Genomic DNA, 14,536 nt, shown 5'->3' with positions numbered 1-14,536 from the left:
ACAGCACGCGGTCCACCGCGGACTCTCTTGCGTCGAGGCCCAGCGCTACCCGACACCAACCGAGGACAGCACATGCCCATTCAGCTCCGAACAGCCGATACAGCGCACACGGAGGAGGTGACCTGGATCGTCACCACGTCGCACGCGCCCTGGCGCAGACAGCGCGGGCCGGTGACAGGCACTGTCACGGCACCCCCCGACGTCATCGTACGAACCAGTGAGACGCGGCAGACGATCGAGGGTTTCGGGGCCTGCTTCAACGAACTCGGCTGGGCCGCACTGGCAGCTCTGGGGGAGTCGGCCAGGAGTGAAGTCCTTCGCGAGCTCTTCGCGCCCGGCGTCGGAGCGAACCTCACCCTCTGCCGCATGCCGATCGGTGCCAACGACTTCGCACGCGACTGGTACTCGTACGACGAGGTCGACGGCGACCACGCACTGGAACACTTCAGCATCGAACACGACCACGAGACGCTCATCCCGTTCATCCGCGGCGCCCTGGAGCACCAGCCCGGTCTACGGCTTTGGGCATCGCCGTGGAGCCCGCCGGCCTGGATGAAGACCAACAAGCACTACGCGGGTGCGGTCGTGCCACCGTGGCTGCCGGGCCTCGAGAACGGTCTGCGGCCTGAGCAGGTGTGCACCGAGGGCACCGACATGTTCGTGCTGGAGCAGCGGTACCTGCAGACGTACGCCGCCTACTTCGGCCGCTTCGTCGACGAGTACCGCGACCAGGGCATCGCCGTCGAGATGGTCATGCCTCAGAACGAGTTCAACTCCCCGCAGGTCTTTCCGAGCTGCACCTGGACGCCGAACGGTCTCATACAGTTCCTCCGGCACCTTGGGCCCGAGATGAAGAAGCGAGACGTCGCGGTCTTTCTCGGCACCCTCGAACGAGGCGACGCCGGCCTGGTCGAGGAAGTGCTGCGGGACCCGGAGGTGAGCGAACACGTCCGGGGCGTCGGCTTCCAGTGGGGCGGCAAACGCGCCGTCGCGGCTGTCCACAGCAGCCACCCGGAGCTGCGGATCTACCAGACCGAACAGGAATGCGGCGACGGCCGCAACGACTGGCGTTACTGCCGCTACGCCTGGACTCAGCTCAAGCACTACCTGGACAACGGCACGAGCGCCTACACGTACTGGAACATCGCGCTGTCGGAGGGCGGCCAGAGCACCTGGGGCTGGACCCAGAACTCGCTCGTCACCGTGGACCCGACGACGGAGTCGTTCACCTACAACCACGAGTACTACCTGCTCAAGCACGTCGGCGGCTTCGTGGCACCGGGCGCGCGCGTCCTGGAGACGTTGAGCCTGAACGGCTACGAGAACCAGGTGGCCTTCGTCAATCCGGACGGGAGCGTGGTGCTCGTCGTTCACAACGACATGGCCGAGGAGATGCCCGTGCGTCTCATGGTCGACGACCGGATGGTCGAAGTGACGCTCCCGGCCGACTCGTTCAGCACCTTCCTCGTGCCACCGGGCGACTGAGGAGGCCCCGCTCCGCGGATCCCTCCGACCTCCGCGCCCCCGCCCGGTGGGGGTGCGGCCGGTATCCTCGCGTCGGCGTCGATGACCTACTGGGCCGACTACGTACCCGTGGTCGACTCACCGCCAAACGTCTCGCGACTCGTCGCCCGCGCCCTGTCGACGTTCATGAACAGCTTGAAGGCCTGGGCCGGTACGCGGCCCAGGGTGAACGGGTCGACGTGGTGCAGCGTCTGGAACACCGGTATGTCACTGCGGGAATCCGCTCCTCCCCGGGTGCTGGACGGCATCGGCGGCATCGGCGCGCTCCTGCCCCGCTGCCGGGTTCCACTGGAACCCGCTACGGGCCACGACTCCCTGCTTGAGCCGCTCGTCGGGACCGTAGTCCTCGGCGGGGTGGAAGAACAAGGTCTCGGTGTCCTCCAAGGTCAGCAGACGCTCGGCGTAGCCCTCCAGGTACGCCGCTCGCTGCTCCGGAGACACCCTGCCCGGCATCCAGGCGACGTACGGCGGCAGCACGTCGAAGCCGAGATAGCGGAAGATCCCGTTGTGGACGGGCCACAGGATGTGGTTGATGTCGCCGTCGATGCCGTCGGGCTCGTACAGACTCGACGCCGTACCGGTGGTCGCGCACACCATGGCACGGCGGCCCTTGAGCATCCCGGTGTCGTACTTCCGCCCTGCCCCGTAGGCGAACCCGCGGGCCATCGTGCGGTCGACCCAGCCCTTGAGGATCGCCGGCATACCGAACCACCACATCGGGAACTGGAAGATGATCAGGTCCGACCGGATGACCTTGTCCTGCTCCGCCCGGACGTCGGCCGGGGTGAGCCCGGACGCCGAGACGCGTTCCTGCTCCTTGGAGACGTCGAGGAAGCCGGGGTCGAGTCGCGTTCCGGGAAAGTCGTCGGCGTCGACTGCGGCCTTCCAACCGAGCCGGTACAGATCACTCACCACGACCTCGTGCCCGGCCTGTTCCAGTACCTGCACGGCTCTGTCCTTCAGCGCCCCGTTGAACGAGTGGGGTTCCGGGTGGGCGAAGACGATCAGCACGTTCACGAGGGATTCTCCGCGGTTGGGCCGTAGGCCGACGTCGAGCAGGGGCGGAAGGCCGGCGAAGCCCGGCCGTGCGTCGCCCAGGACCTGTACCACCGGCTCACGGAGTGAGCCGTTCCCCGCCGCTCTTCGACCGGTCAGCCGGAGAGCGTGCTCACGAAGAAGTCGAGCGAGCGGTCGACCTCCTTGAGGGACGGGCCCCGGTTCAGGTGTCCGTGTGGCATGCCCGCCGCGAGATACGTCCGGACAGGGACACCGGACTCCTCCAGCTGCCGTGCGAGCAGGTCGCCGGACGGCCGGAGGTCGTCGAACTCGGCGAGGACGATGCCGGTCGAGGGAAGGCCGTCGAGGCTCGCCGCCCCGGGCATCGCGGCCGCGGGCAGATCGGTCAGGCGGCCCACGTAGTTGCGCACCATGCCCTCGATCGACTCGGTGGTGAACCGCAGGAGCGACGGCAGATCCCGCATCCCGGCCGCGGTCTCGTCGTCCAGAGCCGGGGTCGGGAAGTGGACGAAGGGATACGCGAGCAGCAGGGCGTCCGGGCGAGGTTCGTCCTGGTCGCGGAGCCGGATCGCCGTGGACAGGGCGAGGGCGGCACCCGCACTCGCACCCCCGAGACCGACGGGAACGGACTGCGGCCGGACGGTTTCGGCGAGCCAGAGCCAGGCGGCGTGCGCGTCGTCGACGGGAACCGGATAGCGCGTGCCGTCCGCGGCCAGGCGATAGTCGACGGAGACCACCAACGCCTCGGCGCGGGCGGCGAGTTCGGCGGACACCACATGCGCTTCAGGCATCTCGAGGTTGCCGCCCGTGAACCCGCCGCCGTGCAGCCACAGCAGTGCACGGCGGGGCTCGTGGCGCGGGGTGTAGATCCGGACGGGGACCTCCCCGTGGGGTCCGGGGACGGTGCGGTCCTCGACCGAGACGTCCGGCATGCTCCACTCGCCGGGATCGCTGAAGTACTCCATGAACCGGGCCATGGCCTCCGGATCGGCCTGCGCGTCCTCCCAGTTGAGGCCGTCGAGAAGGCGCGACTTCTCAGCAAGGAAGGGATCGAGTGGCATGGAGGCTCCCAGAGGATCGAGTCGCCAAAATCTATCACTTGAAAAAATTCAAAGCCAGAGACCGTCGGGCAGCAACCGGGAAGGGTTGAGCACCGTCAGTCGGCCGGCCTCCCCTCCTGCCCGGAACCAGCCGAAGGCGCCAGCATCCGCGTGAACGTCTCGGCGATCGCGGCGATGTCCACCGTGGGGTCGTGCATCCACTGGATCTGCAGGCCGTCCAGCACCGCGAGCAGCGCCCTGGCCAGGTGGTCGGCCGGTTCGTCGGCCCGGATCACCCCGGTCCGCTGCTGTTCCTCGAAGTCCCGCGTGACCTCGCCCGCGAGGCTCCGGTAGCGCTCGGCGAAGTAACTGTGCGCGGGACTGTCCGGATCGGTGGCCGCCGCCGAGAGCGTGACGTACAGCTTGGCCAGCCCCGGATGGTCGGTTGTGTGGCGGGTGCTCGCCACCATGCCGTCGATCATGGTCTCGCCCTCTCCGGCGGCGGTACCGGCAAACGCCTTGCCCAGCACATCCCGCCGCTCCAGGACCGCGAGCAGCAGGTCGTCACGCGTGGGGAAGTAGTACGTCAGCGCCGGCTGCGTCACCCCGACCCGGTCGGCGATGTCCTGCAGGGAAGCCCGTTCGCCGAACTCGTCAACGGCCTCGTACGCGGCCTGGAGGATCTGCTCCCGTCGCTCCGCGCTCTTGCGGTACGGGCCTCGCGGCTTTCGCTGATTCGTCACTCGTCAGACCGTACTTCACCCTGTTCGTCGGCGAGTCGGCGTATGGCCTGCGCCGTTGTGCCGCGGACGCCGTGCCCGCAGCGCGCCACCGGCACGAGGGCACGGCAGGGCGGACGCGCTCACCGATGTCGGTGGCGCGCCTGCCCTGCCTCCCCGGCGCGGCCGGCTGCCGGTGTGTCAGGTCACCGGTAGCCGGCCGGCCGTTCTAACCGACCGTGACCGTCGCGGCGCAGGGGAGTGCGTCGGCGGCGAGCCCGGCCAGTACGGTGACGTCGCCGGGCTCGATGCCGCGACGTCCGTCGGTCAGGGTGTAGTGGAGTCGCTCGATGGGCGCTTCGAGGACGACGCTCCTTGTCTCCCCTGCGGCGACGCCGACGCGGGTGAACGCGATCAGCTGCCGCACCGGGCGGACGACGGAGGCGAACTCGTCACGCGCGTACAGCTGCACGACCGTCTCGCCGTCCACCGCACCGGTGTTCGTCACCGTGAGCCGGGCCCGGATCACGCCGTCGGCCAGTTCGACCGCCGGGCGGTCGTCGCCGTCGTCGCCGTGGTCTCGCTCGTCGAGCGTGACCTCGAAGGTGGTGTACGACAGCCCGTGGCCGAAGGCGTAGAGCGGGCCCTGGGTGTCGAGGTCGCCGTAGCCGTGGCGGGTGCCTGTGGGGTGTTCGTAGCCGCTGCCGTGGTGGTGGCCGTGGTAGAGGGGGATCTGGCCCAGGTGGCGCGGGAAGGTGCTGGGCAGCTTGCCGCTGGGGTTGATCAGGCCGAACAGGGTGTGCGCGATCGCGGTGCCCGCCTCCTCGCCGAGCAGGGGCGCGAGCAGGACGGCGTTGGAGGCCCGAGCGGCGTGCTCCAGGAGCAGCGGGCGGCCGGAGACGACCACGGTCACCAGCGGCTTGCCCGTGGCGGCCAGGTACTCCAGGAGGTCCTCCTGGTCGCCGGGCAGGGACGGGGATGCCGTCGTCTGGTTCTCGCCGGCGGTGTTGTTGCCGACCCACCCGGTGCGTTCGCCGAGGACCGCGAGGACCAGGTCGGCGTCCGCGACGGCAGCCCGCACGATTCCGGCGTCGAGGGAGCCGTCCGCCTCGAACCGGCCCAGCGACACGTACTCGATCTTCGCGTCCAGCTCCCGCACGGCGTCCAGCACCGTCGGGGCCTCGGGGTGCAGGTCGCGGGTCACGCCCTCGAAGGTGGGGTCGATGCCGGGGATGCGCGTCGTGAAGATGTCGGTGAAGTTGAAGGTGGCCGGGTCGATACCGGGCACCTTGCCCTCCATGACCGTCATCATGCCCAGCGGCATCTCGGCGCCGGCCACCGAGGTGTACGCGCCGAAGTGAATACGCAGTTCGTCCGCGGCGGGCCCCACCACGACGATGCGGCGCTCCCCCGGTGTCAGGGGCAGGATGCCGTCGTTCTGGAGCAGGACCGTGCTGCGGGCCGCCATGGCGCGGCGGACCTCGGCGGCCTCCGCGCGGTCCGGACGCACGGCCGGGGCGGGTCGCGGCCCGAAGTCGGGGATGAGTCCGACGCGGGCCTTGGTGGTCAGGACGCGGGTCACGGCGAGGTCGATGACCTTCTCGTCCAGGCGCCCGGCGGCCACCTCGTCCGTCAGGGACGCGAAATGGCTGTTGCCCGGAAGTTCGACGTCCAGTCCGGCGGACAGCGCCTGCACCGCTGCCTCGCCCTCCGTGCGGGCGGTGCGGTGGTGGGTGCGCAGCATGGTGACCGAGTCGTAGTCGCTGACCACCAGGCCGTCGAACCCGAGGGTCTCCCTCAGGAACTCGGTGAGCAGCCAGCGGTTCGCGGCCACGGGCACGCCGTCGATCTCGTTGTACGAGTTCATCACCGACGACAGGCCCGCCTCGGCGATCGCGCGGCGGAACGGCTCGGCGTACTCGTCGGTCAGGGCCCGGCGCCCGAGCTGGGTCACCGCCTGGTTCAGGGCGCCCTCCGAGGCGCCGTAACCCAGGAAGTGCTTGCCGGTCGCGAGGACGCCGGGCTCGTGCTGCGCGCCTCGCACGAACGCTACGGACATCTGGGCGGCGAGCTCCGGGTCCTCGCCGTACGTCTCGTGCACACGGCCCCAGCGCGGGTCGCGGTTGATGTCCATCACCGGGGCGAACATCAGCTGGATCCCGGCGTCGAGCATGTGCGCGGACGTCACCGCCGCGGCCCGCCGGACCAGCGCTGGGTCCCACGTCGCGGCCTGCGCCCAGGCCGTGGGGAACTGCGAACCGGAGGCGTGCAGGAAGCCGTTGATGCCCTCGTTGTGGACCAGCGCGCCGATCCCGAAGGGCGAGACCTCGCGGACGACGTACTGGATCTGGGCGAGCAGTCCGCGCATGCTGTCGGCGTCGTGGCCCAGGAACCACGCCAGGGACAGGTGCCCCACGCCGTGCGGTCGTACGTCCAGGATGCGCCGCGCGTCGACGGCCGGACCGCTGCCCTCCGACTGTGCTGTGAACAGGTCGGCGGCGCTCAGGCCGCTGATCTGGGCGACCTTCTGTTCCAACGTGAGCCGGGAGACCAGACGCCGGATGTCGTCGGGGTTCCATTCACCAGTGGCCATGTCAGGTTTCTTTCGTAGCGGGTGGTCGGGCGGGGGCGGATCGTCAGGGCCAGACGGTGAAGCCCTCGTGCTGGACCTGCCAGCTGCCGTCGCGCGGGAAGCCGGGCGTGTCGGGGCAGTCGGTGCCGGCGGATTCCCAGCCGGCTGCCATGAGGGACACGGCGGCGAGCAGGCCGCCGTTGGCCGGGTTGTAGAGCGGCAGAAGGCTGCCGAACTGCGGGTTGTGACCGACCGCCGAGTACGTGTTCCTCGGGGTGTCCGTGAGCAGGGCGTCCACCGCGAGGTCCGGGCGGCCGACGCGGGTGGCGGTCATCGCCATGGCCGGGAAGTCCCAGCCCCAGGCGGAGTCCCACTGCCAGTCGCCGAGAACGTCGAGCAGCGTCGCCTCCATCACGCCCGCGTCGATGAGCGGGCCGGCGGGGACGACACCGAGGGCGGACAGCAGCGAGGGGTGGTCGTCTCGGCGGAGGTAGGGCTCGGTCGCGACCGCCGTGTAGATCCCGCGGTCCGGGTCCCGGTGCGGTGCGGCCAGGTTGTCCTGGATGTGCTGCCACTGCTTGTTGCGTTCCTGGGAGAGGCGTTCGCGCCAGGACTGGGCGATCTCCAGCCCGTACCACCAGTAGGCGAGTTCGAAGGTCGGGTCCTCGGTGGTCTTGGCGTCGTAGAACTCCTGCGCCGGCATCACGGGCGCGGGCAGGTGGTAGGTGCCGGAGCGCTCCTCGACGAAGGAGGCCATGAACCGGGCTGTCTCCTCGACGAGTTCGGCGAAACGGGTGACCAACTCTGTGCGCTGAGCCTCTGGTTGGGCGCGGTAGAGCAGTTCGAGCAGGTAGAGGGGGTGGGGCTGCTGCCAGACGAGCAGTGCGCCGATGTCCGACGGGCTCTCCCGGCCGTCCGGGCCGACGTGCTTGGGCCAGCGCGCGCCCTCGTAGCTCTGCCGCCGGGCGGTCTCGCGCGCGGAGTCGAGGATGGACAGGTACCAGTCCATGCTGCGGGCGAGCAGCTCGGGGCGCCCCCAGGCGGCGAAGTGAGCCGCGTGCCACCAGTGCATCTCCAGGTGGAACTTGCCCTGCCAGGAGTTGGCGACGAGTCCCGACTCCTGGGGCGGAAGCGAGCCGGAGCTGTTCACGGCGGTCACATACTGCGACAGCACCACGCGGCGCTCCAGCTCCGCCGCCCGCGGGTCGGTGCTGCCCGCGAAGTCGACGGCGGCACCGGAGGTCCAGAAGTCGCGCCACCAGGCCGCGGCCGCGCCCGCCACGGACGCGAACGTGTCGCTGCCGAGTCCCTCGTCCGACTCTTCCGACTCGTCCGGAGCGAAGCCGGCCACGAGCTCCAGCGTGGTCGCCGAACCGGTCAGCTCGAACTCGTGCGGCTCCCCGGTCGCGGACAGCGTGCCCTCGGTCCAGGCCAGCCGTACCGCGTAGGCCGTGTCGTCGAGCACCCGCCGGATACGGGCCGCCTCCTCCCCCAGCCCCTCCAGTGTCGACTCGTGCCGGTCGGGCGAGGCCCAGTCGGAGGTCTGGAAGAAACCGTCACTGGCGTAGGGGAACCTCAGGACGACACCTGCGAGGCCACTCGCCACGAGATCCGACTCGATACGGAAGGCGACCCGTGCGTGGTGCGGGTGGGCGACCGTGGTGACCCGCACCTCCTGTCCGGCGTACTCGAAGCTGCTGGTGAGCGTGCCCGACCACAGGTCGAGCCGCTGGCGGGGGTTCGTGAGTGCCTCGGGGTGGGTCTCCGGCTCCGCACCGGCGGCGGTACGCAGCCGCAGTCCGATGCGTCCGAGGTCGATCCGGTGCGGATTCATGTGCAGCCAGGCCCCCGCACGGAACTCCTCGGCCAGTTCGCCGCCCATCATCGAGGCGGTGTCGAACTTGTCCGGGTACCGCACCGGCCCGCGTGCCGTCTGATACGTCGACATCGCGTCGTCGAGGACGAACCCGTCGGGGTTGGGCATCGAGTGCCATCCCCAGTTCGACATGGTCGCGTTGGTGACGGCGAGCCGCTGCTCGGCGAAGGCCGCGGACTGGTCGTGGTAGGAGACGAAGGTCTGCATGCCGGTGATGTCGGCGGTGTAGGCGAAGTCGCCGTTGCCGACCGTCAGGACGTGGGAGGGATCGGGTCGGGTGATCTCGACGGTGTGGCGACGGACGAGGGATTCACGGTCGATCATGGTCACCGTTCCTGGGAGTTGCGGCTCTGCGTGTGCTGTTCGGCCGTGACGACGACCTCCACCGGATCGCATCCCGGCGCTGTCGCGACGAGGCGGATCTTTCCGACGGCGGTGGGGCGCAGGACGGCCAGCGCGCGTCCCTCGTACGTACGGCGTTCCGTCGCGTCGAACCGCTCCTCGGTGGACGGGCCGGCGCTGCCGAACCCGATCAGTTCTCCCGCTCCGGAGACCTCCAGGCTCACCGGGCGGTCGGCGCCGGTGTGACAGGTGCCGGCCGCGTCGGTCAGGGTCAGGGTCACGTAGGCCAGGTCGCCGCCCGACGCCCGCACGACCTGGCGATCGGCCTCAGCCGTCAGCCGCACGGGGCCGTCGGCCCACGGCAGGCTGGTACGGCCCGTCTCGACGCCGTCCCGATAGGCGACGGCGACCAGTTCCCCGGGCACGTGGACGATCTCGAACTCGGTGCGGAAACGGTGCTCCGCACCAACAGGCCGCCGCCCGAAGGAGTTTCCGTTGCCGAGCAGCTCGACCTCGTCGGCGTCGCTGTACACCTCGACCGTGACCGGCTCGCCCTCGAAACCGGGCCAGGTCCAACTGGAGACGCTGTCGCTCCAGGCCCACGGCGACCCGGCCCAGGTCTTGCCGTGGTGCTCAGGCCTGCGGACCGCGATGTACGGCTCCGCCCGCAGGCCGAAAACGATCTCCCGGTAGTAGGAAGCGGGCCGGCGGTGCCCCGTGATGTCGATGTCACCACACCCCGCGACCAGGTAGGGGTACGGCGCGTTGTGCGCGTGCTGAGGCCCGTCCTCGGTGACGTACTGGGGTCGGCCGATGCCGACCTCGCCCAGGTAGTCCCAGCCGGTCCAGGTGAAGTCGCCGATGACGTGGCCGTACTGTCCGACCAGCCGCCAGTTGCCGTCGATGCGGGCCGGGAAGGTTTCGGTGCCGAGGATGATCCGGTTGGGGAACAGGTCGCGGTCGAGGGCGTAGCGGGCCTCGGCGTAGTTCATGCCGGCGACGTCGAGGACGGCGAAGGATTCAGCCGTGCGCTCGGTGACCAGCTCGGAGGAGCTGACCGCGTTCATCGCGTCGCCGGCGTCGGCCATGAGGGTGTTGATGCCGGCGCCATCCTCGGCCGCCTGCTCCAGCGCCTGCTGCTGGAGCGCGCCCAGCTCGGACATCACGGCGAGCATGCCGTTGACGGCGTTGGTGACATACCGGGTGGGGTCGAGGGAGCGGACCTTGTCGGCGAGTCGGCGCCCCCAGGCGGCGCCGAAGGGCGAGCCGGTCTCGGGAATCTCGTTGCCGATCGAGTACATGATGACACTGGGGTGGTTGACGTCCTTGGCGACCATCGCCCCGATGTCCCGCTCCCACCACTCGGGGAAGTTCAGGCTGTAGTCGAACTCGCTCTTGCCGGACGTCCATACGTCGAAGGCTTCATCCACGACGAGCATGCCGAGGCGGTCGCAGGCGTCCAGCATCGCCTTGCTCATCGGCTGGTGGGACATGCGGATCGCGTTGAACCCGGCCTCCTTGAGGATCTCCACCCGGCGTTCCTCGGCGCGGGCGTAGGTCGCCGCACCGAGGACTCCGTTGTCGTGGTGCACGCAGGCACCGCGCAGCTTGACGGGCTCGCCATTGATCCGCAGGCCCTGCTCCGGGTCGAGTTGCAGCGAACGGATACCGAAGGCGACCTTCTCCTCGTCCACGTCCCGCAGGGCCACATGGCACTCGTAGAGGGCCGGCGACTCCGGACTCCACGGGGCCGGGAAGGGTACGTAGAGGCGTTGCCGGACGATCGCGGGCTCACCCGGCAGCAACGTCAGCTTCGAGAAGTCGTTCGTGACGACGGTTCCGGAGCCGTCCCGTATCTCCGTGACGACGTCGACCGTGCGGACCTCGATCGAGTCGTTGGCCACCTCCGTCGCGACCTCGACGACAGCGCGCGAGCCGTCGATGTCGGGGGTGGTGACCCGGACACCGTCGGGGGCGATGCGGACCACCTCGCCGACGAGCAGCCAGGTGTCGCGGTAGATCCCCGCACCCGTGTACCAGCGCGAGTCGCGGTGGGCGCGGGCCTCGACGCGGATCTCGTTGTCCTCGCCGAAGCGCAGGAAGCGGTCCGCGTCGATGCGGAAGTGCGAGTAGCCGTATGGCCGTTGCCCGGCGTAGTCGCCGTTGATGTACACGGTCGCGTCGCGGTACACGCCCTCGAACTCGACGAGGATCCGCTTGCCCCGGTACTCCTCGGGCACGGAGAAGGTCTTGCGGTACTCGAAGACCCCGCCGGGGAAGTAGGCGCCAGCGGCGCCCTCCATCGTGACCTCACCGTCCGGAGCCGCCCGCCGCTGATCGATCAGCGCGTCGTGCGGCAGCGTCACGGGCCGGAAGGGGACCACCTGACCGGACAACTCGGCGAAGGGATTGACCTTGGGCCGGACCTGCCAGTTGTCGTTGAAGGACGTGCGGATCATGTGGACTCCATGAGTTGTCGGCTCGCCGCAGCATGAGGCCGCGCACGCAGCCCGGCACGACGCGATACGCCGGCTCGGCGACCTCGCCTTGAGTGACCGCGATGTTTCGGCTTTGAAAATCTATCACTCAAAAAATTTGGGGACCAGGGTGAGCGCAAGCTCTCGTGAACAGCGCGCCCGGAGCACACTCAGGTGTCCTGCTGGAGCACTCAGGGCCCTTCGGGATCGCACGCGAACACCGCTACGGCGGTCCGGCCGACCACAACCGCGATCGCGGATCGCTTCGCCGGGCACCACACCCTGGTCACCAGCGCGGGCAGTGGGATCGGCGCGGCCGCCGTGCGGCGGTTCGTCGCCGAGGGCGCGCACTCACCGGGATCGCTGTGAACCGCGACGCCCTGAGGGCCGTCCGGCAGAGCATGGGCGAGGGCGCCGACGCGATCTCGGTCTCACCTGCCTTCCCGACGGCCAGGAAGCGATGGGCACCCAGGACCGGGGCCGCGCCCCCAGCGGCGACGGCCTGGCGGCAGGCGGACCGGCAGCAGCTATGGCGGTGGAGCGATGGGCGCGACGCGTGCTTCATGACTGACCAGAGTTGGCACGCAAGGCCACCTGGTCAGTCGGTGCCGTCGCCGCGGAGGAGCAGATCGAGCAGCCCGGGAAAGCGCGCCTCGAACTCCTCGCGGCGCAGCCGGTTGACCCGCTTGGGACCCTGGTCGCGCTGTTCGACCAGGCCGGCGCCGCGCAGGACCGAGAAGTGGTGGCTGAGTGCCGCTTTACCGACCGGCACGTCGAAGCTGCCACAGCTGCGCGTCCAGTCGGCGGAGCCCGCCAGCTCGCGGATCAGCTGGACACGCACAGGATCGGCGACCGCGGACAGCGCGGTCAGGACGGAAACCTCGTCGGGATCCGTGTGCACCGGCGCCGCACGGTGACTGCCGCCTGCAGCCTGCTTCGTCATGCCCCGCTCCCCGCCATGCGCAGCCCCTATGGGACACCCCACAGGAGTGCCCCAGCGGCTTGCCGAGTGTTCAATGAGTATCTTACAGTCCCAGTGTTCGCTTTCCATTGAACACTTGATCGAAGGGTGCGTTCCGCTTATGCGTGCAGTCGAGTTCCAGGAGTACGGCGGTCCCGAGGTGCTGAGGGTAGTGGAGACCGAAACGCCCGAGCCGGGGCCAGGCCAGGTGACCATCGACGCCGCCTATGTGGGCGTGAACTTCGCGGACCTCAAGGCCCGCGCCGAGGGGTACAGGGTGGAAGCGCTGCCCTTCCGTCCCGGCCTGGAGGTCTCCGGACGGATCCGCGCCGTCGGCCACGGCGTCGAGGGGCTGCGCCCGGGGCAGGAAGTCGCCGCCCTCGTCAACAGCGGCGCCTACGCCGAGGTGGTCGTCGCCGAGACCGCCACTGTCTTCCCGCTCCCCGAGGGCCTGGACCTGCGGACCGCGGCCACGCTTCCCACCGTGCTGCCGACCGCGCACGCCCTCCTCCACGAGGTGGGACGACTGCGCGCCGGAGAGACCGTGCTGGTGCACGGCGCCGCGGGAGGTATCGGCACGGTCGCCGGACAGTTGGCCCGGGCTGCGGGCGCCGGCGCGGTGTACGGCGTGGTCTCCTCCACGGCCAAGGCCGGGCACGCTCTCAAGCACGGCTACGACGAGGTGTTCACGACCGACTCCTTCCCCGACGACGTCCGCCGCGCCACCGGCGGCCGGGGGGTCGACCTGGTGCTCGACCCGGTGGGCGGCGACAGCCTTCGCCGCGGCCTCGACACGCTGGCGGTCTTCGGTCGCCTGGTGTCCTTCGGCAACGCGAGCGGGGCCGAGCCGTGGCACGTCGGGCAGCCCGAGCTCTACGCGCAGGGCCGTTCGGTGGGGGGCTTCTCCATCCTGGCTCTCGCGCAGTCGGCGCCCGAGGCGCTGCGCTCGCTCGTCGAGCGTGCCTTCCGTACGGTCACCGACGGCACCGTGAACCTCCCGGTCACCGCGGAGTTCCCGCTGGCGGACGCGGCCGGGGCCCATGACCTGATGGGCGGGCGCACGTCAACGGGCAAGCTGCTGCTGCGGATCGCCTGACTGAACACAACCGCTCCGGAAACAGTCCGGACGTGAGTCAGGGCGGAACGCCGACGCCAGGCGCCCCAAGAGCACCCGCACCTTGAACGCACCGGGACAACGTCGGCCCGCAGCGGCGTCCGTGCCACCGGCCTGCCCCTGGACGCCGCCTCTGCGAGGGAGATCCAGACCGAACTCACCCGCCGCAACGCCCGACAGGAACTCGGACAAAGTAATGCATGAGAGCAACGTGACCTGAGGGTTTGCCGAGGTCGTGGGAAAGGTACCCGCCCCTGGACTTGTGCTGGGAGGCGTGTGCGGAATCCAGTTCGGCGCGGCCTTCGCCCCTCAGGTGTATCCGCAGGTGGGTGCGGCGGGCGTCGTGTTCCTCCGGTTGCTGATCGCTGGTGTCCTTCTCTGCCTGTTGTGGCGCCCGCGGCGACAGACGTTGAACTCGACAAAGAGTGCCTGGGGGACGGTGATCGGCGCCGGTGCCCTGTTGGCGGCGCACCATCTCGCTTTCTACGAGGCGGTGAAGCACATCCCCCTGGGGGCCGTGGCGACCATCGAGTTTCTCGGCCCGTTCGCCATCGCCCTGGCCGGATCACGACGGGCGGCCGACCTGCTCCCGGCATGCCTGGCGGCCGGCGGTGTCCTCCTGCTCAGCGGGGGCGGCGTTCCCCTTGACCTGGGCGGCCTCGCCCTGGCCGCGTTGACGGCGTGCTGCTGGGCCGGCTACATCCGCGTCTCCTCCCGCATGGCGCGACGTCTCAGCGGTGGCCAGGGCCTGGCCACCCTGCGGTGGCCTGCGCCTCCGTGGCCGCCACGTTCCTGGGAGCCGGGAAGCGACGCACTTCGCACGTGAGCGCCAGGGGAGAACCGACACAGGCTGAAGATCCTTCCCGGACCGGGAGCAAGCACTCCGCAGTCCCG

General features: G+C 69.8%; 12 protein-coding genes. 4 read left to right on the top strand and 8 right to left on the bottom strand.

The genetic code is table 11. The annotated features are described in order from the left end of the window. The first annotated feature begins 72 nt into the window (after positions 1–72). Positions 73–1,485: a glycoside hydrolase family 30 beta sandwich domain-containing protein gene (locus tag ACIQTP_RS18110; protein ID WP_403400923.1), complete on the top strand. Its 1,413-nt coding sequence runs from the start codon at positions 73–75 to the stop codon at positions 1,483–1,485. Positions 1,486–1,583: 98 nt separating this feature from the next. On the opposite strand, the gene ACIQTP_RS18105 is transcribed toward ACIQTP_RS18110, so the two are convergent. From ACIQTP_RS18105 to ACIQTP_RS18075, 7 genes are all read right to left on the bottom strand, one after another. Further along, complete coding sequence (locus tag ACIQTP_RS18105) at positions 1,584–1,724, bottom strand: hypothetical protein (RefSeq protein ID WP_403400921.1); 141 nt, start codon at positions 1,722–1,724, stop codon at positions 1,584–1,586. 7 nt (positions 1,725–1,731) lie between these two features. Continuing rightward, positions 1,732–2,541: an NAD(P)H-dependent oxidoreductase gene (locus ACIQTP_RS18100; protein ID WP_403400919.1), complete on the bottom strand. Its 810-nt coding sequence runs from the start codon at positions 2,539–2,541 to the stop codon at positions 1,732–1,734. 134 nt (positions 2,542–2,675) lie between these two features. After that, complete coding sequence (locus ACIQTP_RS18095) at positions 2,676–3,602, bottom strand: alpha/beta hydrolase fold domain-containing protein (RefSeq protein WP_403400917.1); 927 nt, start codon at positions 3,600–3,602, stop codon at positions 2,676–2,678. Positions 3,603–3,697: 95 nt separating this feature from the next. Continuing rightward, positions 3,698–4,324, bottom strand: coding sequence for a TetR/AcrR family transcriptional regulator (locus tag ACIQTP_RS18090; protein WP_403400915.1), 627 nt, complete (start codon positions 4,322–4,324; stop codon positions 3,698–3,700). Between the two features lie 205 nt (positions 4,325–4,529). Further along, positions 4,530–6,893: a glycoside hydrolase family 3 N-terminal domain-containing protein gene (locus ACIQTP_RS18085; protein WP_403400913.1), complete on the bottom strand. Its 2,364-nt coding sequence runs from the start codon at positions 6,891–6,893 to the stop codon at positions 4,530–4,532. 43 nt (positions 6,894–6,936) lie between these two features. Continuing rightward, the gene (locus ACIQTP_RS18080) at positions 6,937–9,072 is read right to left on the bottom strand and encodes a hypothetical protein (RefSeq protein WP_403400912.1); all 2,136 of its coding nucleotides are present in this window, start codon (positions 9,070–9,072) and stop codon (positions 6,937–6,939) included. A 2-nt stretch (positions 9,073–9,074) separates the two neighbouring features. Further along, positions 9,075–11,549, bottom strand: coding sequence for a glycoside hydrolase family 2 TIM barrel-domain containing protein (locus tag ACIQTP_RS18075; protein WP_390931004.1), 2,475 nt, complete (start codon positions 11,547–11,549; stop codon positions 9,075–9,077). Positions 11,550–11,741: 192 nt separating this feature from the next. Between ACIQTP_RS18075 and ACIQTP_RS18070 the strand changes: the two genes are divergently transcribed. Further along, on the top strand, positions 11,742–11,936 hold the full coding sequence (locus ACIQTP_RS18070) for a hypothetical protein (RefSeq protein ID WP_403400911.1): 195 nt from the start codon (positions 11,742–11,744) through the stop codon (positions 11,934–11,936). A 229-nt stretch (positions 11,937–12,165) separates the two neighbouring features. Here ACIQTP_RS18070 and ACIQTP_RS18065 read toward each other — a convergent pair whose 3' ends face one another. Beyond that, entirely contained in the window at positions 12,166–12,510 is a 345-nt protein-coding gene (locus tag ACIQTP_RS18065; protein WP_390931002.1) for an ArsR family transcriptional regulator, read from the bottom strand. 139 nt (positions 12,511–12,649) lie between these two features. Here ACIQTP_RS18065 and ACIQTP_RS18060 point away from each other — a divergent pair, with 139 nt between their 5' ends. Together ACIQTP_RS18060 and ACIQTP_RS18055 are read left to right on the top strand one after the other, a co-directional pair. Further along, positions 12,650–13,624, top strand: coding sequence for a zinc-binding alcohol dehydrogenase family protein (locus ACIQTP_RS18060; protein WP_403400909.1), 975 nt, complete (start codon positions 12,650–12,652; stop codon positions 13,622–13,624). 292 nt (positions 13,625–13,916) lie between these two features. Beyond that, entirely contained in the window at positions 13,917–14,468 is a 552-nt protein-coding gene (locus ACIQTP_RS18055) for an EamA family transporter (protein WP_403400907.1), read from the top strand. Positions 14,469–14,536 lie beyond the last annotated feature (68 nt).

The organism is Streptomyces sp. NPDC090798, from assembly GCF_044768965.1.
Classification (GTDB): domain Bacteria; phylum Actinomycetota; class Actinomycetes; order Streptomycetales; family Streptomycetaceae; genus Streptomyces.
The sequence above is the reverse complement of the archived record's forward strand: the minus strand, read 5'-3'. Positions and strand labels throughout refer to the sequence as shown.

Bases quoted from the DNA above. Each gene is read 5' to 3' on its own strand.
- ACIQTP_RS18110 (WP_403400923.1), top strand. From the start codon at position 73: ATGCCCATTCAGCTCCGAACAGCCGATACAGCGCACACGGAGGAGGTG.
- ACIQTP_RS18095 (WP_403400917.1), bottom strand. From the start codon at position 3,602: ATGCCACTCGATCCCTTCCTTGCTGAGAAGTCGCGCCTTCTCGACGGC.
- ACIQTP_RS18085 (WP_403400913.1), bottom strand. From the start codon at position 6,893: ATGGCCACTGGTGAATGGAACCCCGACGACATCCGGCGTCTGGTCTCC.
- ACIQTP_RS18080 (WP_403400912.1), bottom strand. From the start codon at position 9,072: ATGATCGACCGTGAATCCCTCGTCCGTCGCCACACCGTCGAGATCACC.
- ACIQTP_RS18075 (WP_390931004.1), bottom strand. From the start codon at position 11,549: ATGATCCGCACGTCCTTCAACGACAACTGGCAGGTCCGGCCCAAGGTC.
- ACIQTP_RS18065 (WP_390931002.1), bottom strand. From the start codon at position 12,510: ATGACGAAGCAGGCTGCAGGCGGCAGTCACCGTGCGGCGCCGGTGCAC.
- ACIQTP_RS18060 (WP_403400909.1), top strand. From the start codon at position 12,650: ATGCGTGCAGTCGAGTTCCAGGAGTACGGCGGTCCCGAGGTGCTGAGG.